Source organism: Terrisporobacter othiniensis (genome assembly GCF_000808015.1).
GTDB classification, from domain to species: Bacteria; Bacillota; Clostridia; order Peptostreptococcales; family Peptostreptococcaceae; genus Terrisporobacter; species Terrisporobacter muris.
Window position 1 is genome coordinate 11,540 of sequence record NZ_JWHR01000104.1, and the last position, 20,092, is coordinate 31,631.

The 20,092-nt window shown below is 31.9% G+C and carries 18 protein-coding genes; 11 read left to right on the plus strand and 7 right to left on the minus strand.

Features of this window, described 5'->3' with window-relative positions; genetic code table 11:
• The first annotated feature begins 189 nt into the window (after positions 1 to 189).
• Both QX51_RS11525 and QX51_RS11530 read left to right on the plus strand, forming a co-directional pair.
• Positions 190 to 5,928 (plus strand): NPCBM/NEW2 domain-containing protein, encoded by a 5,739-nt coding sequence (locus tag QX51_RS11525; RefSeq protein WP_052233019.1) that lies wholly within the window; start codon positions 190 to 192, stop codon positions 5,926 to 5,928.
• A gap of 197 nt (positions 5,929 to 6,125) precedes the next feature.
• On the plus strand, positions 6,126 to 7,049 hold the full coding sequence (locus QX51_RS11530; RefSeq protein ID WP_039680064.1) for a hypothetical protein: 924 nt from the start codon (positions 6,126 to 6,128) through the stop codon (positions 7,047 to 7,049).
• Positions 7,050 to 7,323: 274 nt separating this feature from the next.
• Here the strand turns inward: QX51_RS11530 and QX51_RS11535 are convergent, their stop codons facing one another.
• The 4 genes from QX51_RS11535 to QX51_RS11545 form a co-directional block, all read right to left on the minus strand.
• Positions 7,324 to 8,217 (minus strand): peptidoglycan recognition protein family protein, encoded by an 894-nt coding sequence (locus tag QX51_RS11535; RefSeq protein ID WP_039680065.1) that lies wholly within the window; start codon positions 8,215 to 8,217, stop codon positions 7,324 to 7,326.
• Between the two features lie 209 nt (positions 8,218 to 8,426).
• Positions 8,427 to 8,573 (minus strand): YvrJ family protein, encoded by a 147-nt coding sequence (locus QX51_RS21675; RefSeq protein WP_074079120.1) that lies wholly within the window; start codon positions 8,571 to 8,573, stop codon positions 8,427 to 8,429.
• Between the two features lie 17 nt (positions 8,574 to 8,590).
• Positions 8,591 to 8,815 (minus strand): DUF2922 domain-containing protein, encoded by a 225-nt coding sequence (locus QX51_RS11540; RefSeq protein ID WP_039680066.1) that lies wholly within the window; start codon positions 8,813 to 8,815, stop codon positions 8,591 to 8,593.
• Between the two features lie 209 nt (positions 8,816 to 9,024).
• A complete protein-coding gene (locus QX51_RS11545) occupies positions 9,025 to 9,246 on the minus strand; it encodes a DUF1659 domain-containing protein (RefSeq protein ID WP_039680067.1) in 222 nt (73 codons plus the stop codon).
• A 282-nt stretch (positions 9,247 to 9,528) separates the two neighbouring features.
• Between QX51_RS11545 and QX51_RS11550 the strand changes: the two genes are divergently transcribed.
• Entirely contained in the window at positions 9,529 to 9,780 is a 252-nt protein-coding gene (locus QX51_RS11550) for a helix-turn-helix domain-containing protein (protein ID WP_039680068.1), read from the plus strand.
• Positions 9,781 to 9,967: 187 nt separating this feature from the next.
• Here the strand turns inward: QX51_RS11550 and QX51_RS11555 are convergent, their stop codons facing one another.
• From QX51_RS11555 to QX51_RS19555, 3 genes are read right to left on the minus strand one after another with little or no spacing between them, the layout of a single operon-like run.
• Positions 9,968 to 11,779 carry an AAA family ATPase gene (locus QX51_RS11555; protein ID WP_039680069.1) on the minus strand — a complete coding sequence of 604 codons (1,812 nt, stop codon included), beginning with the start codon at positions 11,777 to 11,779 and terminating at the stop codon, positions 9,968 to 9,970.
• A gap of 5 nt (positions 11,780 to 11,784) precedes the next feature.
• Positions 11,785 to 12,234, minus strand: a complete 450-nt coding sequence (locus tag QX51_RS11560; RefSeq protein ID WP_039680070.1) for an ABC-three component system middle component 2 — start codon at positions 12,232 to 12,234, stop codon at positions 11,785 to 11,787.
• A complete protein-coding gene (locus tag QX51_RS19555; RefSeq protein WP_052233020.1) occupies positions 12,227 to 13,228 on the minus strand; it encodes an ABC-three component system protein in 1,002 nt (333 codons plus the stop codon). The genes QX51_RS11560 and QX51_RS19555 overlap by 8 nt, the downstream gene beginning before the upstream one ends.
• Before the next feature lie 243 nt (positions 13,229 to 13,471).
• Between QX51_RS19555 and QX51_RS20920 the strand changes: the two genes are divergently transcribed.
• The 8 genes from QX51_RS20920 to QX51_RS11600 form a co-directional block, all read left to right on the plus strand.
• The gene (locus QX51_RS20920; protein ID WP_200886397.1) at positions 13,472 to 13,621 is read left to right on the plus strand and encodes a hypothetical protein; all 150 of its coding nucleotides are present in this window, start codon (positions 13,472 to 13,474) and stop codon (positions 13,619 to 13,621) included.
• 293 nt (positions 13,622 to 13,914) lie between these two features.
• Positions 13,915 to 14,406 carry a sigma-70 RNA polymerase sigma factor region 4 domain-containing protein gene (locus QX51_RS11570; protein WP_039680071.1) on the plus strand — a complete coding sequence of 164 codons (492 nt, stop codon included), beginning with the start codon at positions 13,915 to 13,917 and terminating at the stop codon, positions 14,404 to 14,406.
• A 72-nt stretch (positions 14,407 to 14,478) separates the two neighbouring features.
• On the plus strand, positions 14,479 to 14,694 hold the full coding sequence (locus tag QX51_RS11575) for a hypothetical protein (RefSeq protein ID WP_039680072.1): 216 nt from the start codon (positions 14,479 to 14,481) through the stop codon (positions 14,692 to 14,694).
• Positions 14,684 to 15,085: a hypothetical protein gene (locus QX51_RS11580; RefSeq protein ID WP_052233021.1), complete on the plus strand. Its 402-nt coding sequence runs from the start codon at positions 14,684 to 14,686 to the stop codon at positions 15,083 to 15,085. Before QX51_RS11575 ends, QX51_RS11580 begins: the two co-directional genes overlap by 11 nt.
• A complete protein-coding gene (locus QX51_RS11585) occupies positions 15,078 to 16,388 on the plus strand; it encodes a DUF2800 domain-containing protein (RefSeq protein WP_082007831.1) in 1,311 nt (436 codons plus the stop codon). Before QX51_RS11580 ends, QX51_RS11585 begins: the two co-directional genes overlap by 8 nt.
• An 83-nt stretch (positions 16,389 to 16,471) precedes the next feature.
• Positions 16,472 to 17,044: a DUF2815 family protein gene (locus QX51_RS11590; protein WP_039680074.1), complete on the plus strand. Its 573-nt coding sequence runs from the start codon at positions 16,472 to 16,474 to the stop codon at positions 17,042 to 17,044.
• 138 nt (positions 17,045 to 17,182) lie between these two features.
• A complete protein-coding gene (locus QX51_RS11595) occupies positions 17,183 to 19,120 on the plus strand; it encodes a DNA polymerase (protein WP_039680075.1) in 1,938 nt (645 codons plus the stop codon).
• A gap of 783 nt (positions 19,121 to 19,903) precedes the next feature.
• On the plus strand, positions 19,904 to 20,092 hold a 189-nt coding region (locus tag QX51_RS11600), incomplete at its 3' end, for a hypothetical protein (RefSeq protein ID WP_330376075.1).

Here is a 20,092-nt window from a genome sequence, read left to right on the forward strand (position 1 = left end):
GTTTTTGTATAGTGATTTTATAGTTATACTATAAGGTTATTTTATGATGTTTATTTTAGATGGCAACTACCCTTTATATATAGGGTAGTTTTTTTTATAAAATAATCATAAATCTACAATAAGATTATATTTGGGAATAGGTAGCAAAATCTTTATTTTTAAATTTATACATATGAGAGGGAGAATGGTATGAAGAAAAAAATATCAGCAGTATTGGCAGTATCGATGATAGCTACTAACATTTCACCAGCAATAAATGTATATGCCAATGAGATAGTAAAAGAAAAAGCTAGGATTATAGAGGAAAATGTAGTAAGCCAAGCTAAAATAACATCTTTTAATTTAAGGAATTATAGTAATTTTGAAGAGTACAATGCTAAATTTAGAGTAGCAAAAGAAGGAATTAAAAAAATATCTAATAACGGGGGCCAATATAGTTCTTCTAATTCAATAGAAAAGGCTATAGATGGAAATCTGTCAACTCATTGGGAAACTGGTACTCAAAATAGTGCAAATTTTAAAAATGAAGTTGTTATAGAATTTAATGATGTAGAATCGATTAATAGAATAGCATATGCAACAAGACAAGATGGAGCTAAAGGTAAGGGATATCCAACTAAATTTGAAATTTATTCATCTATAACAGGAGATGATCAAGATTTTAAATTAGTTTCCACTGGGGAACATTCTCAAACTGGAAATATGATGGAGTTTAAATTTGACACTATTACAACTAAGAAAGTTAAATTTGTATTTAAAGAAGCATATAATAACTGGGCAAGTGCATCAGAATTTTGGTTCTACAAAGAAGACAAAACTTTAGATAGTATGGAAAGTCTATTTAAAGACAGTGATAAAAATGAAGTAAGTGATGAGTTCAAATCTGAAGAGAAACTTAAAGCTTTAGAGGATTGTGCTAAACAACATCCATTCTATGAAAATTTTAAAGAAGACTTAAACGATGCTAGACTTATATTAGAAGGCAATAATGTAACTTATACAGATGCCAAAGTGTATAAGTTCAAAGCTATGGGAACTCCTGAATTAGCAGAGTATGATAAGACTTATAAGATAGCTAATAAGCATATAACTAATATAACTACTAACGGTAGACACTGGTCAACTAATACTATAGATAAAGCAATAGATGGTAATCCTGACACTTATTGGCACTCGGATGCTACAAACAATGAAAAACACACTAATGAAGTTATAATGACTTTAGACAAATTACAAACTTTAGATAAAGTAGTTTATACTTCACAAAGAGACAGAGGATTTGCTAAAGAGTTTGAAATTTATACTTCTAAAACTTTATCAGGAAATACATTCACTAAAGTAACTAGTGGTAGCTCTTCAATAACTAGAGATTCAATAGCAATAAAGTTTAATCCAACTGAAGCTAGAAGAGTTAAGTTTGTATTTAAGAATGGTCACGAAGGCTGGGCATTAGCATCAGAGTTTGGACTTTATAAAGAAGATGCTACAATGAATAAGATGAATAGACTATTTACTGATAGCACTATGAGTAAAGTAAGTGATGAATTTAACACTTCTGATAAGTTAAAAGAATTAGAGGATGAATGCAAAAAACATCCATTCTATGATGATTTTAAAGAAGATTTAGATAATGCAAAGGCTATAGTAGAATCAATAGATGTAGAGAGTACTATGGCATCAACTAAGAAGTTTAATTATCTAGATAATAAAGAGTACGTAGATAAGTTCAGAATGCCTTATGAAAATATAAAACGTATAAGTAACAATGGTGGGCAATGGTCTACTATGAAAATAGAGAATGCTATAGACTCTAAATTAGATACATATTGGGAAACTAATACATATAACAGAGAAGATTGGAAGAACGAAGTAACTGTAGAGTTTGTAGATGCTGTTACTTTAGATAGAATAGTGTATGGAGCTAGACAAAGCGACAGAAAAGGATTCCTAGAAGAGTTTGAAATTTATGGTTCCAATACTACTAAAGGTGATACATTTAAATTAGTAGCAACAGCTAAAGCAGACTCTACTACTGGATTAGTAGAAGCTAAGTTTGAACCTACAAGATTTAAGAGGTTAAAAATAAAAGTAATTAAGAGTAATCAAAACTGGGCAACATTAAATGAATTAATGTTCTTTAAAGAAGATGTTGTAGCAGACAAAGTTTATAACATATTTACTAATGATCTAATGAATGAGTTAAATTCAGAGTTCAACTCATTAGAAGTTATAGAAGCTTTAGAGAAAGAAGTAAAATCACATCCACTTAAGAGTGACCTTATGGAAATTATAGATATGGCAAAAGATTTACTTAAAGCTCCTGATAAGTATCAAAGCAATGTTTATGAGTTAGAGAGCAGAGGAGATTCTATAAAGGAAAGTCAAAAGAGAAAAGTGTGGAATTTCCAAGACTGGCAACCTACAGGTGTAGCAGTTAAATCAGGTGAAAAGATAAATGTTTATGTTGATGCACAACCTGGTACACCATTACCTAAGCTAGTATTCAAGCAAATGGATAGTCAACATAATGGTCAAGTGGTTATCAACTTAGTTAGAGGTAAGAATGAAGTTACAATACCTGAGGTTAATTCAAATGAACTAAGACCTGGAACTGCTAAAGCAGGAGTTTTATATACTTCAAACCCTTATACTGCAGAGCAACAAATAAGAAATCCTAAGATAAGAATAGATGGTGGAGTAAGTTACCCACACTTCATAAAAGGTGTAGATAATGATGAACAGGTTATGGAGGAGTTACGTGAATACAATGCTAAGTTAGAAGCTGACCCTAAATTACCTGATGTGTTTGAAGTATTTAGTGATAAGACTTTAGTAAATGTTAAAGCAACATATGCTTTAGACTGGTATACAAAGAATAACAAATTACCTAGCCAGACAGCAGATAAGTCTGATAAAGTAATAAAAGAAACAATGAGATATTGGGGATTTGACGGTTCAAAAGACGTACATTCAGACTTTAACTTTAGATATGTATCTATGGTTAAGTGGTTAGATAACGGTGGTTTCATGAATGCAGGAAACGGAATAACTGGATTTAACAAAGCAGAACAAGGTGGTGCCTTAAATGTTGACACTGGTTGGGGATTCATGCATGAAATGGGACACAATTTCGATACTAACAACAGAACAATAGGGGAAGTAACTAATAATATGTTACCTCTTCATTTCCAAAGAATAAATGGTGAACGTAGCAAAATATCTGAGCAAAATTTATGGGAGCGTAAAATATTCCCTAAAGTGAGTAAAGAAGATTACTCTAATAATGAGTGGTATCCAGATAATGATCGTAGTTTATTAACTCATATAGCTCCAATGTGGCAGTTACAATTATATGATGATACATTCTGGCCTCGTTTAGAACAACAGTTTAGAGAAAGAAACATAGGTGGAGGAGATTGGGATAATAAACATGAAGCTTGGGCAGTAGTTGCATCAGATGTTCTTCAATTAGATTTAAAAGAGCATTTTGCTAGACATGGATTCTATGTTAGTGATGCTACAGCTGAGCATATGGCACAATATCCAAAACCAACTAAGAAGTTATGGTACCTAAATGATAATAAATACCTTAACAAAGGGGAAGGTTTTAACTCAGAACTTAATTATTCTGTAAAACATAGCCTAAGTCAAGATTCTGTTAAATTAGATATAACAATTGATAAAACTAATGCTAACAGTCTTCTTGGATATGAAATAATTAGAGACGGTGAAGTAATAGGATTTACTACTAAGGATACTTTTACTGATACTAATATAACTTCAGGTACTAATCACGAGTATAAAGTAGTAGCTTACGATACTCAATTAAATGCTTCTGAAGGTGTAAGTGTTAAAGCACATCAACCTAAAATAGAAACAGTTGGAGGTTTAACTTTAAGTCTAAATGAGGAATTTAATGCACTAGATTACGTTAAAGCAACTGATTATAAAGGTAACCAATTAAACAACATCACTTTTACTGACAATGTTGATGTTACTAAGCAAGGTAAGTACACAGTTACTTATGAAGTAAATGATAAAGGTACAGTTTCTAGAGAAACTATGCAAGTTAATGTTGTTAGTGAGTACGACTATTTATCTGATAGTGAGTGGAAGAGTGTTGTAACAGGATACGGAACTCCTTCACGCAATAACTCTATAAAAGGAAGAACTTTAGGAGAAGTTAAAGACTATGATAAAGGGATAAGAGTACATGCTAATGGTGAAGTTGTTTATGATTTAGGTGAACATAACTATGACAATTTCGAAGTAAAAGTTGGAGTAGATATGAATATGACACCTCAAGAAAACTCAAGTATAACTTTTAAAGTAGTTGGGGACGGAGAAACTTTAGCTACAACAAAAGTTTTAAAACATGCAGATAATATGCAATATATAAATGTACCTATAAAAGGTGTTAAAGAACTTAAAATAGAAGTTAACGATGGTGGTAATGGAAAAACTGCAGACCATGGTATAATGGTAGAGCCAAAGTTAACAACTAACAATGCTAAACCTAAGTTAAATATACCTAAATCTCAAACTGTTAAAGTAGGACAAGCTATAGAGAATATAGCTGGAACTTATAAAGCTACAGATGCAGAAGAAGGTAATTTAACTGAAAAAGTTGTAGTTACTGGACAAGATAAAGTTAACTTTAAGAGAGTTGGAAACTATACTATAACTTATAGTGTAACAGATAAAGATGGTAATAAAACAGAAAAGTCTAGAGTTATAAGTGTAATAAACCCAGAAGACTTCAAATATCTGAGCGATTTTGAGTGGAAGTCTGCAACAAAAGGTTGGGGAACTATAGGTAAAGATAATGCAGTAAGTGGTGCAAAGTTAAGACTTACTGGAGAAGATGGAAGTGTTGTAGAGTATGCTAAGGGTATAGGTACTCATTCTCATTCTGAGATAGTTTATGACCTAACAGACAAGAATGTTAACATGTTTAGTGCGTTTGTAGGTGTAGACCGTGCAATGTATAACAGCCCAGCAAGTATAGAATTCCAAGTTTATGTTGACGGAAAGAAGGAATACGAAAGTGGTGTAATGCGTGGTAGAGATGCTCAACAGTTTGTAGAGGTTGATTTAGCAGGAGCTAAAGAACTAAAGTTAGTTGCTACTGTAGGTGGCGATAATAATGGTTCAGATCATGCAAACTGGGCAGATGCTAAACTATACTTTGTGAATACTGATAGAATAGATACTACAGATTTAGATAAAGCTATAGAAGATGCTAATAAAGTAAATAAAGATGATTACACTGAAGAAAGTGTAAAAACTTTAGAAGACAAATTAGCTAAAGCACAAGCTGTAGCAAAAGAAGAAAATCCTAGTCAAGAAGCTATAGACACTGCTACTTTTGAACTTCAAGAAAGTATAAAAAATCTAGTTGAAATAAATCTGGATGAAGTTGTAAATATACCTGATAAGTATTTAGTTAAGTCTTTAAGCAAAGCTTTAGGCAAAGAGGGTAACTTCACAATAGGTGATATGAGAAAATTAACTAAATTTAATGTAGGTTATGGTGTTGAAAGTCTTGAAGGTTTACAATATGCTAAAAACTTAGAAATAATAGATGGCGAAAATAATGAAATAAGAGATCTTAGACCTATATCTAAATTAGAAAATTTAAAAGAGGTTAATTTCAATAATCAATTTGTTCAAGTTGGTGAATTAAGACCTGTTGATGGTGTAGTTAAAGTTAATACAGAAGCTTACAATAGATTAGGAAAGAATGTAGCCACAAAAGTTAAATTAGTAGATAACAAAGGCAATTTAGTTAAGGAACAAATTATAGATAAAAACACTAAAGAAGTTGATTTAGATGTTAGAGGTATAACATCAGGTTACTACGGAGTACATGTTACTTTTGAAGATACTGAGCTTAGTGGGATATTATTATATATGGCTATAATTTAACTTATAGCTCAAGCTAGAAATAGATTGGAAATTAAATAGAAACACAAGATTGAAGATAAACCACTAAGTATAATCTGCTTAGTGGTTTTTATTGTTTAAATTAAATAATACCCAACCTCAAAAACAATATATTTATACCCACAATAGAGTTCTATACATGAAAATCAAATAATAACTTATATATGAGGGGGTGTAGAATGAGGGAGAAAAAATTAGAAGAAAATCTTGGTGGAGCATTAAGATTTATAATAAAAAATTTTGGGAAAAATTCATTGTTAGACTCTGCTCATGTAAGTGCAATGATAAGTGAATTAAGACCAAATTTGCCTGAAGAATTGGCATGGCTAAAAGAAGCATTGGATATGGGCATAGCAGAGGTCCTTTTAGACAATAAAAACATTAATGACTTAAATAGAAAAATAGCCATAAATAAAGCGAGACTTATAATGGAAGAGAACCATATTCCCCAAAAAAGAATAAATTTCATATTGGAGACTTTAAAATATGGACTAAAATGGTCTAAAAATATTAAAATAAAAGACAAAAAAATAGAGAGGTATTTACTAGAATATAATTTAAATGAGGAAGAAATCTTGAATGAATTATATGGTATTAATGAAGATAATCAAGATGAGCTAGATGATATTAATGAAGACAATCAAATGGGAAATGATATTTCAGAAAATAATATAAATTCTCAGGACTCGCAAGAAGATGACCCTACGTTAAGCTTTGCAAACAAAAAACATAATTACATGATTCCTTTGCTTATAGTACTTTTTATAGGAATTATAGGTACAACAATTTTTATAAGTTTAAACACAAGTAATGTAGATGTAACAGAAATTACATTTGATATGGATTATAAAAAAGGTGAGTCTACATATGTTTTTAAAAAAGGCGATTTTATAATAATGAATTTGACTCTTGAAAGTGATAAAAAAGAAGAAAAGATAGATGAAAAAAATCTTTCTTATGTTGTAGATGACACGTCCATTTGTAAAGTAAGTGATGAATTTGAAAAATGTAGGATAACAGGGGTAGGTGTTGGAACTACTACTATTCATGTATATTACGGTAATAAGTTGATAAAAAACATAGATATATCATTTGAAGATTAATGTAGGGGAATTTTGGGGATTTACAAACTGAAAGGAATTTTAGAAATTGATAAATTGAAGGTAATTTTGAAAATTCATGAACTTAAAATTTATAAAATAAAAATTTATTAAAAAAATTTGTAAAAAATGTATATAACTTCAAAATCGGGTCTATAATCTAAACATAGCAACACTTATTTTATTCATTCATTCATTCATACACAATAATCTATACTTTATCCCCAAAGCCTGGACATCGGAAATCCAGGCTTTTGTTTTGCAAAAATTTAAAAATTTATACATATATAACACGAGTATATTTACTACTAGCAGTAATATAAACATTGTTTTTGCACCTATACATCATAGTAGTGCCATTATTTGCAGGCAGAGGTCCAGCCACATAGGTCAAACTATCACCAGGTTTTAGAACTCCAATAACTTTGCCATTCCAGTTGGCATCAGATCTTATATTAATACTTTCCTTTGAAATATTTTTTATTAGTTTTTTCTTGGTATTTGTAGAAGGTGTGTTTTCAGGCAAATCTTCATTTTTCATGTGATTTTTAATCAAAGGATAAAAATTATTAATAAAAGCAGATTTTGTGTTGCCAATTTCCATAAAATTAGTACCAGGACAACTTTTGGCAGACATTAAGGCTTTATAATCACCAATATAAGTGCCAGAAGATGTAAACCAGCAGTGTGGTCTGATTGTGTCAGAGCCTGGGGTTAAATTAAACTTTTTACAAAGTAAAGCGTAAAGTGCTATGACTGATTTTTTCTGAGAAGAAGTCATAACATCTTGTTTATAATCAAAGTCGCCGTATATCTCCACACAAATAGCGCCCTCGTTCCAGCCTTTTATACCAATGGGTGTTGAGTTTAAATCACGACCAGTGGTGATTTTTCCATTTGGGAAAATGCTAAAATGTTGGGCGATGTATTTACCATTTTTGTCTGGGATGTTCCATGTATTTTTGCCATAAGTGTTTAGGGAATTGGTGCGAGCAAGTTCTCTATTTGTTTTATAGACTCTTTTGTCTGTATTGTTCCAAGTGTTGTAGTTTGGAAGATCCATGTGATGAACTTGGAGTTTATTTATTTTTCTGTTTACTTTTTGTTTGGCTAGCCAATCTGTAAATTCACAAATACTATCAAATCTTATAAATCCATACTGTTTTTTCATTTTATCATCTCCAAAATAAAAGTGCGTATATTCTTAAGAACATACACACTTCAATATTTATTATAACATGTCTGAAGTGAAGCTAGGTGATTCGCCAACACGTTGCTCAAAGCCCAGTTATTGACGCTATGAATTTATTTATAAATCATTTTAAGCAATGGACTTTCCCGAAGTGGAACAAGGGAATGTTGTTGACGCTATGAATTTATTTATAAATTCATTTTGATAATATTGTTGGACAACTCGTTTATACTATTTGTCAAAGCTTGAAGTTTCCCTTCAATCCTCACTAGTAAATAGAGAGAAATGGCAATGGGAAAGCCCAAGTTTGCTACAATAGTTTCAAAAGGTTCCATATTATCACCCTCTATAACTAAACTTCTAAGTCGTACTCTGTAGTTGTAGAGTCAACCACTTTAGCAGAAACACAAGTTGCTATGTCATATCCCTTTGGTTGGAATATGTTTTTATCTTTTATCAGATTCATAGCATCTATTATTTCTTGCTCTTCCAAGTCTTCCCTTGGATTATCCACAGTAATAGAAAAACTATTACCTAAAGTATTTTTAAAAGTCATCAAAAGTCTTTTTTCCTTCATAATTTAACCTCCCAAAATTTTTAAGTAAAGCGTAATTAGCAAAGCAAATCTTTAAGCAACGGAGTTTCCTGAAGCGATAGCGAAGGTAACTCGTTGGCGCTATGAAATGTTTCGCCGACACGTCGCTCAGGCGAAGCGAATCTTTAAGCAACGGATATGCCTAAAGCGATAGCGAGGGCACATCGTTGGCGCTATGAGCGAAGCGAATTTTATTCAGAGAGAGATGAGTTATCTACTCTGTTTGTGCCACATAAAGTATGTTCTTGTAACCCTGCAAGAGCAAGGACTACAGACATAATATTATCATTTGAAGCACCAGATTTTATGCTTGAATAAGTTTTTGTTTTTATTACTCTATCCCCATTTAAATCTGTACCATGATCAAATTTAACTTTGATAGAAGATGCGTTTGGTGTAGAAACAACTGCCATATTATTACCTCCTTAAATTTTTTATAAAGGAAACTCGCCTATGTTATGAGCGAAGCGAATTTCACTATACGTACATAATACTAGGAAAAGTTTAGGTACAGTTGAAAAGTATATTTATAAGTTATTTTTAAAAGTAAATCAAAAAAAGAATAACTGTCCAATAAAAATGCTAAGTGTCCAATAAAAATACTAAATATCCAAATAGATATAGGATAATATGTGCTAATATCTAAGTACATGTAGAAAAAATTTAGATTATATATGATTTTGGGAGGGAGTAAATTGAAAGACAGATTTTATGTAAATGATGAATTATACAAACTTAGAAAGGAAATGGGATTGTCCAGAGAAAAGCTTGCAGCAAGATGCAAAATTTCGCCTAAAACTATTCAAAGAGCTGAAAATGGGGAGAAAGTTAAAATTTATAGTATTGAAGAAATTGCAAATGGACTTGAGGTAGATAAGCATACATTGATAAATATGAATGAAGATGAAAATATTATAGAAAATAATAAAATTAAATTATTAGAATAGGGAAAGTTGTAAGTGGCAAAACGTTATTGTTAGATAAAGATAGAAGAGTATAATAGGAATAATCTGGAGTATTTACTATATAAGTATAATCATAGAATCTATCATAATGTTTATACTATGTATGTTTTTGAGTATAGTAAGGATTGTTTAGGATAAAGAACTTGGCAGTTTTGCCAAGTTCTTTTTGTTATTTATTATCTAAATAAAGAAACCCACACCTTCCAGGGCACTTGCCCTTTGTAAATTCAATCACATTTGCTCCAGAGGATTTATAATCAAGTTTTGGCATAGTATTTTTATTTTCCACAACTATGACCTGACCTTCACTTTGATTATCCATAAAGTATTTAAATAGAGCAGTTCTCATGCTTTCGGGAGCCAGGTCGTCTACGCCTTGGTCTAGGCCAAGGAGTGGAGAATCTATCATTAGTAGACCAGGATTATATTTGCTGTTATTTGCAAAGTATTTTCTAAATGTCAGTGTTAGAACTGTGTTGACAAATGCTTTGATACCTTTACCATGGCTAGCTGATTTTTTTGAGCCATTAATTTCTAAATCAAAATTACTAAGATTAAAATGAGCAGACACTAGATTTTCATATTTACATTTTTCTAAAATCTCGTAGGCGTAGTTGTCTATGGTAGTTATAAAATCATCGCTGAAATATTCTTTAGGTCTATAGTTCAATTGGCTATTGTTTTGTGTTGTTAGCTGGCGCAAGTCTTGTGTAGTAGTTTGGGCGAAATCCTGGATAAAATCAATTTCGTTACTTAGTTTCAAAAACTCACCATAAATTTTAATAGATTTAGTAAGTTTTTTTGCACGTGGTTTTAAGTTTTCTGTAATTAACAATTCTATGTTTGATTTCTCATTTTCAAAAATTTCAATTTGGCTTTGTATATTATGTTTTTCTTCTAAAATATCTTCTTCGCAGTTAATAAGATCTTTTAATTGGTAAGTTATGCGTGCAAGTTCACCACGAGCAGATTCTTTGTAAGATATTTTATTGTTTGGTTTTATTTCTCCTTCACAAAAAGGACACTGAGTATTTTCAAGCATGGTTAGAAGATTGGACTCACCGTCTACAATAAAAGTCAATCTTTTAATATCAGCTATATATTGACTTTTCAAAGATTGAAATTGTGAGATGGATAATTCACATTTTGCGTATTTTTCTCTTAAATCAAAAAGAATACTTAGAAGGTCCTTGCTTTGCTCTGTTGCATTTATGATTTCTTTTTCTGTAGATTTAAGATCAGCTACAAGTTCTTCTATATCTTTTTCAATATTTATATTTTCAAAAGTACTCAATTGTTCAGTAAGCTCCCTCTTACGTTTTTCCATGTGACCTAGTTGTTTATTGATAAAATTTTCTATGGCTTTTTTATTGGAAGCTCTTATTTTCTCATTTTCCTGTGCATCAATATTAGAAAAACTATGTCCAGTAAATAAATATAATAAAGATGATAGAAACAATGTTTTTGAAGTGCTTTCCATAAGTTCCAGGAAAGATTTTGATGAACATACGTTATCTTCGTTAAGATAAATTAATTTCATAAAAGTTTTCCAAGTCATGCGGCGTTTTTCAAAACTTTTATTATATACAAGCATAATATCTTCATTAATACCTATAAGTTTTAGCCATAGGGAATTTATACAAGGAGTTTTGCTATTGCTATTATATTCCACGTTATATTTTCCACCAGCTATATTTTTGTCTTCGCTAGTGACAAAGATTTGATTTCTTCCTAAACTTCGCTGGAGTTTAATGCTACCATTTTCTGTTGCTACAATCATTTCAACTTTAGAATAACCTGTGATTTTTGTATCAAAAGGTATTGTAGATTTATCAAACATAAAGTTTATGCATTTTAGTATGCAAGATTTCCCTGTATCAGATGGGCCATGTATAATGTTTAACCCTTTTGTAAATGTAATTACTGCATCTTTTTTCCCCTTACCAGATGCAATGATTTTTTGTATGTAAAAACTAGCCATGTATTTTATCTCCTTTGAAATCCCCTTATTGATTCTTTGCTTATTAGGCCTAAAATTTCTGTTTCTGTTTTAGATTCTAGGTATTTATTTGTTAGTTTTGATAATTTCATATAAGTTTTGGCATAATCTGTTGTCATTTTATTGCATAAATCTATGCCGCCCTCTGTAATAAAATAGTAAAATCCATTACTTTCAAATGAGACAGAGATAAGGTTTTGTAAAACTAATGATTTTATAGCATCATCAGTTAAGTACCTTCTAGCTGCAAACTCACTGAAACTAAATTCACTATCACCATGTAAATTTATATCAGCTACATTAAAATTTTTACTATATATAGTTATAAAATCAGCAGCCACAATATAATCAAACGTTTTCCTGTCTTCCTTAGTTACATAAAGTGTTAATAGTACTCTTAAGGAAATTTCAAAACTTGTATTAAATAGATTACTCATTATCTAGCACCCACGTGAGTTCTTTGTCATTTACCAACATGTGGCAGATGCCTTTCCTTACACTTGGGCTAATCATATTTTGAACAGAGTCAAGTATTGATGTTGTTCTACTATCAACTGCTCTTTCTAAAACTTTAATCAATCTTTCATAACCATGTTTATAATCACCTTCATAAGTCTCTTGAATATATTCTAGGGTGTCATTTTTTAAAATATCAAACTGCTTATCTGAACCAACAAATACTTCTCTCACTGAGCGGTGAAGATGCTCTGCTTTGTAAAAGTTTTTTCGCTGATTTTTAAAATTACGTTCGTATTTTTTACTTGAAAGGCTAGGCAAGTCATCTATGGTAATAGGCTCTCTATTTTCAGCATCACCATAAGCTGCAAATAGTGCATTTACATATATATTTTCTTGCACAGCGATATCATCAGGTGGCAGAAATTCTTTTGGAATGGAAATTGATTCATTACCAATGTGGATTTTACCATCTGAATGATCCAAATAAACTGTTGTAGCAGTTACTTCATGTATATGTTTCTTATCTTTAGTAACACTAGATGTTGATTTAGTAGAATGAGAATTGCCTGTAAAAATATCATCTAAAACTTTAGAAAAAACTTCTGCACAACTTTCACCCACATCATCAGAGTCAAAATCTAAAATATGCTTTTGTATGGAAGTTGCCATTTCTAATTGAACATCTATGGGTTTGCTGTTTATATAAGTAGCAAATTGGTGCTTGTCAATTTTCCCCTTTATAGCAGAGGCACTTCTTTTACTTATGGGATGTTTACCATTATAAATTCTATTAAGAGTATCTATTTTCAGTAAAGAAAGTGGATTATAAGTATCATTTTCAGATGCTTCAATATCCTCCTTAGAAACTGGACTGGTCATTATTTTGTCAACAAGAGTCTTAACAAACTCAGATGGCAATTGTCCTTCAGCGCAAAATGGATATAGTATATTTGCAAATTCACTAAAATTCATTTAATTTATTTATCCTTTCAAAAAAATATCCGACTTTCTCCCATTACCTCCGATTTACTCCTATGGAAAAGTTTTGTTTTTTGTAAACTAATTTATATAAAAAGGATTTATATAAAAATGATTTATAAAAAAAAGAAAAAATATCAGTCGAATTAAAATTACTTAATTATATTGTAGCAGGAAATTTTACAATTTTCAGTTGCATGTTTTCAAAGAGTGAAAATTTTAACAGGAGGTGGGAATATGGAGGTAATAAAAAATATTAAAGGTAAGACAGTTTGTCGTGTGGACTCTACAAATAAGACTGTGGAGATTGTTCAAAAAGGTTTTAAGACAGTGATCCAGTTTATGGAAGATGGAAGTATGAAGATAATAAATACGCAGGTTATGTAAGCGTTGTTAAATAGAATAAATACAAAGAACCGCAAGACGGGCAAGGATGAGTATTCAGTTGAATACCACCTGCCCGTCTTTTTTTGAGCAACGGATATATCCAAAATTTCATGGCGCCCACGCTGTGGCTTAAAGCGATAACGAGGATATATCGTTGGCGATATGAGCGAAGCGAATTTTTGAGCAATGGATTTATCCCAAATTTCATGGGGCCCACGCTGTGGCTTAAAGCGATAACGAGGGTAAATCGTTGGCGATATGAGCAAGTAAATGAAAACCAAAGGAGCTAAATGATGAAAAGAAATTTTAAAACAAGTGAAAATAATCGTACTACTTATAGATATTATAGTGTGGATGGAACAAAGATAGAGATTGTTCCTGGAGAAAGTGGAGTAAGTGAAATAGATATAGAAATCCTGCACTCTCTCGATGATGAAGAGGTAAATGAGAATCGCCGTTACGAATATAGAGTAACTACTCATCTGGATGCTTATGATGATGGGGGAAGTTTTATTGAAGATTCTAATAAATATATGAGAGATAATGATTCAAATCCTATTTTATTACTTGTAGAAAAAGAAGATAAGCTGGAACATGAAAATAGATTGGATAAATTAAAGCATGGAATAAAGAGCTTACTGCCTAATCAACAGGAGTTATTTAAGAAAAAGTTCGTAGAAAATCGTACAAATACGGATATTGCTTTGGAGGAGAATGTTACAGAGGCAGCTATTAGAAAGCGTTTGAAGAATATCAAAAATAAACTTGGAAAAAGTTTCTGTTAGAGGGGTTCGAAAGGTATTTATTTTTCGCATATAGATGAGAGATACATAAAGATCTCAGAAAGGAGGCTTAATATGAGCCAAAAACATAAAGTAACAATAAATGTGACAAATCCTTATGATAGGAAAAAATCTGTAGTTAGAAGTAAAAAACGCAGTATCCGAAGCAAAGTTCTTGATTTTATCCTAGGAGAACAGGTGGGATTACTTGTGGTAGCTCCAGGGGAATGCGTAAAAACAGTGGAGATTCATGAGATGAAAGAAGGGGGAGATAGAAATTATGAAAATTAAAGGGTTGAATGAGGTAGTTAGTAATTTACGAGCTTTAGCAGATAGTTTGGAATCAGTTGAAGTGGTGAAAGAGAAAGTGAGTGCAAAAGAAAAATCAGTAGGCAAAGAGGATAGGGCACATAAGGAAGGTAAAGTGGAAAAAGAAAAGAGAGTAAACAAGCAAGATAAAGTAGATAAAATTGACAAAGCAGACCAAGGGGCTAAAGAAAGCAAGGTTAAAGAAATTTCCCTAGAAGAAGTTAGAGCTGTACTTGCCAAGAAAAGTCAGGCAGGATTTACAGATGAAATTAGAAGCATAATTAAGGGCTATGGTTGTAATAAGTTAAGTGAAATTGATTCAAAATATTATGCTGATATTTTAGAAGCTGCTGAGGTAATGATTAATGAATGATAACAACTTAAATTACCTAGTAGGAAATAATATTAATTCTTTAAATAAAAACAAAGAAAATACAATTGATTATTTAAATAAAAAGAAAAAAGGTGAAATTGATTATTTAAATAAGAACAAAAAAGGTAAATTTAAGAACAAAGAACACGCATTATTATCAGCATCATCTTCACACAAGTGGATCAACTGTACGCCTTCAGCCATATTAGAATTGGAGGTAGAAAATAAGGAAACAGAGTCAGCTAAGGAGGGAACAGCAGCACACAAATTATGTGAGCATAAACTTAAAACAGCTCTAAACATAAGCAGTAAAAAGTCTGAATCACATATAATTAGTAAAAAAAGTAAATCGGAGCATGATTCGCCTTATTATTCAGAGGAAATGGAGACGCATGCTTTGGAATATGTGCAATTTATACTGGAGCAACTTAACATATGCAAACAAAGTTGCAAAGATCCTTTAGTGCTTATTGAAGAGCGTTTAGAGTTTTCTGATTATGTTGAAGAAGGGTTTGGAACAGCAGATTGTATTATTATTGCAGATGAGAAACTCCATATTGTTGATTTTAAATATGGAGTAGGTGTGCTAGTTAGTGCTGAGGACAATCCTCAGATGAAGCTTTATGCCCTTGGTGCTTTGCAAAAATACGACAGTTTATATGATATTGAACAGGTTTCCATGACTATTTTTCAACCAAGAAGAGATAATGTTGATACATGGACTATATGCGTAGATGATTTGATTAATTGGGCAGAAAATGAACTAAGACCAAAAGCAAAGAAGGCTTACAAAGGAGAAGGGGAATTTGCATGTGGGCAGTGGTGCACTTTTTGCAGAGTAGCTCATAGATGTGGTTTTAGGGCTGATGAAAATTTAAAACTGGCAAAGTGGGAGTTTGGATTGCCGCCATTGCTTAGTGATGAAGAGATAGAAGAAATTATTATAAAATTGCCAGGTCTTACTAAATGGGCAGATGAAATTATGGTTTATGCAAGTGAAAGGGCTATTAATGAAGGTAAGGAGTGGGAAGGTTTTAAGGTTGTGCAAGGGCGTTCAAATCGCAAATATAAAGACGAAAAAGCAGTGGCAAAAGTGGCAATGGAAAATGGTTATGAAGATATTTATAAAAAGACTTTGATTCCTATTACAGAAATGGAAAAGCTTATGGGCAAAAGTAAGTTCTCTGATGTTATGGCAGGTCTTGTATATAAACCAGATGGTAAGTTAGTTCTTGTGCCAAACTCTGATAAACGTAAAGCAGTGAATTTAAGTGATGTAAATAAGGAATTTAAAAATAATTAGAGCGAAAAATTCGTTTTGCTCAAAATAGCACTTTTTACATTGGTAGAGTAGTTAATTTATAAAAATTAGGAGGAGAAATATATATGTCAAAATTTAATGATACAAAGGTGATTACAAATACAGTGAAGTTGTCTTATGCAAATGTGTGGGAGCCTAAGTCAATAAATGGTGGAGCACCTAAATTTTCCACAGCTATATTAATACCTAAAAGTGATACAGAAACTATAGAAGCTATTGAAAGAGCAGTGGATTTAGCCATAGAAGAAGGGGTGCATAAATTTGGAGGAACACTTCCAGATAAAAGTTCGTTAAAATTACCTCTTAGAGATGGGGACTTGGAAAGGGATGATGATGTTTATAAGGATTGTTATTTTCTAAATGCAAATAGCACTACTCCACCACAAATAGTAGATAGGAATGTTCAGCTAATTTCAGACCGTAGTGAAGTTTATAGTGGAGTGTATGCTAGGGTTTCTATGAATTTTTATGCATTTAATTCTGGTGGTAACAGAGGTGTGGCTTGTGGTCTTGGTAATATTCAAAAAATAAAGGATGGAGAGCCACTGGGAATAAGAAGCAAGGCAGAAGATGAATTTGGGAAGGTGGAGGAAAATTTCTTAGGTGATATGGATGAAAGTGAAGATTTCCTTTGTTAGAGTTGTTTTAGGAGAAAAAGAAAGGTCATGGAGTTTTCCATGGCCTTTTATCAAATGTGAAAGTGAATTCATTAAAACTTATTGATGATGAGCAAATAGACCAAGAGGTGAAAAGAGTATTACATAGGAGGGGAAATTTTGAAGAAGATTAGTATAGATATTGAAACTTATTCTAGTGTGGATCTTACCAAGTGTGGAGTGTATCCTTATGTGGAAAGTTGTGATTTTCAAATATTATTGTTTGCATATTCCATTGATGACAGTGATGTAAAAGTAGTAGATGTGGCAAAAGGTGAGAACATACCATCAGAAGTTTTACATGCTCTTTGTGATGACAAAGTCGTTAAATGGGCATTTAATGCAAATTTTGAGAGGATTTGTTTATCAAAATATATGGGGAAATACTTATGCTCAAAAGGGTGGCATTGTACCATGGTATGGTGTGCTACTTTGGGACTTCCTTTGTCGTTGGAGGTAGTGGGAAAGGTGATGGGCCTTGAAAAACAAAAGCTTGCTCAGGGGAAGAGTTTGATTAAATATTTTTGTGCACCATGCTCTCCTACTAAGTCAAATGGAGGAAGAACACGTAATTTACCTATTCATGATGAAGAGAAATGGGAGATATTTAAAGAATATAACAAAAGAGATGTAGAAACTGAAATGATGATTCAAAAGAAGTTATCTAGGTTTCCTGTGTCCAACAAAGAATGGGAAAATTACTGGTTAGATCAACTTATTAATGATAGAGGAATTATGCTTGATATGGATTTTGTGAAAAAGGCAATTGCTTGTGATAAGGAGTATAAAGAAGGTGTTGTTAAAAAAGCAAGGAGGCTGACTAAGCTGGAAAATCCAAACTCTGTATCTCAGTTGAAAAATTGGCTACAAGATAAAGGGATAAATGTGGCCTCACTTAATAAAGCATCTGTTGAGAAATTGTTGGAAGAAAATGAAGGCATAGTTAGTGAAGTGTTGTTGTTGCGTAAAGAATTGGCAAAGTCCAGTGTTAAGAAGTACTCCGCCATGGAAAATGTGGTGGGGAGTGATAATAGAGCAAGGGGACTTATCCAGTTTTATGGAGCAGCTAGAACAGGCAGATATGCAGGAAGGCTTATTCAGGTGCAAAACTTGCCACAAAACCATTTGAAAGATTTGGAGCTAGCAAGAAGTCTTGTTAGAAGTGGAGAGTACGAAACATTGGATTTGCTGTATGATAGTGTGGAAAATGTGTTGTCACAATTAATTAGAACATCATTTGTCCCAAGAAAAGGACATAAATTTATAGTTGCAGACTTTTCTGCCATAGAAGCAAGGGTGATTGCTTGGCTGGCAGATGAGGCGTGGCGTTTGCAAGTGTTTGAAGAAGGTGGAGATATTTATAGTGCATCGGCTAGTAAAATGTTTAAGGTGGTAGTTGAGAAGGATGGCAAGAATAGTCACCTTAGGGAAAAAGGGAAAATTGCAGAGCTTGCTCTGGGCTATGGTGGTTCTGTGGGCGCTTTAAAAGCTATGGGTGCCACGAATATGGGAATTGAAGAAGGTGAATTGCAAGACCTTGTAAATTCATGGAGAAACTCCAATAGTAATATTGTCAAGCTGTGGTGGGAGATTGATAGGGCAGTGAAAAATGTGATTGCAACTAAGGATCCTATTACTGTTTATGGGTTGAGCATTTTTTATGAAAGTGGAATGCTTTTTATTAAGTTGCCTAGTGGTAGGAAACTAAGTTATGTGAAACCTGTTTTGGCTGAGAATAAATTTGGTGGTACGTCTGTTACTTATGAAGGGGTGGACTCTAGCAAGAAGTGGAGCAGGATTGAAAGCTATGGTCCCAAGTTTGTGGAAAATATAGTGCAGGGGATTGCTCGTGATTTGCTGGCTGAATCCATGGATAGACTTGATAAGGCGGGGCTTGATATTGTGATGCATGTTCATGATGAGGTGGTGACTGAAGTTGAGGAAGGGAAGTCTTCTGTGGAGGAGGTTTGTGAGATTATGGCTGCCAGACCGCCTTGGGCGAAGGAGATGGTGCTTAGGGCTGAGGGGTATGATTGTGGGTTTTATAGGAAGGGGTAGGTTATATTAGAGATAGATTAATTGAGATAAGTTAAAACAAGGTATTGTACTAAAAATTAATGAAATTATTTTGAAATAGGAAAATTATTGAATATGATTTATAATTAGAGTTACAATTGTTATATATTGTGAACTAAGAACACTTTTCATACCATATTATGGACCTAAAGAAAGTTTGCCAAAAGTGAATCAATTAAATACAAAATAAAAAACAGACTAAAACTTTATATAATATAGAGTTTTGGTCTTTTTTAGTTGGGTTTATAACCTATAATCCAAATAAAAAGTTTTAATTAAATTATATATGCTATTTAAAGATAAGTTAGAATAAATATTTTAAAGAAATAAGGATTATTTTTATATAAAAATGCATCTTTCTATAGATGTTGTTTCGAATTCAAGTAAAAACAATTAAAATTAAATTAGGAGAAAGACATAAGAGGGGGACATAAGATAATGCAAAATGAAGAATATACAGCAATAAATACAGATAGACTATTTTCACTTAAGGTAATGATTATAGGTGCAAAACTAAAGAGAGAGGGTTATAGCAACAAAGAGATAAGATAAAAGTCAAAAAGTGAAAGTATCTTTCAAGTTAGAAATGAACATCAAAGGATAAAGACAACATTTACATTTTATTTATTAGGAGTAGAGGAGAAAATTACTTTAAATTTATTTGCTAAGTTTTAGACATATTTTTAACTTCTACATAGGAGAGTGTATTTAAGATATTTAGAGTATAATAAAAAATTTAATGACTTAGGAAAGGAAAAGTATATTTTGAAATGGGAAATAGAATTTTATAAAAACTATATATTAGGAGATAAAGATAAGGCTTTTGAAATAAGAAATGAATTTTTACCTAAAAAATTATATAAATATCAAGGAACTGAAGATTTTAGAATTACAACATTAGAGAATAATGAACTTTATTTTTCATCAAAAGATAAATTGAATGATCCTTTTGAT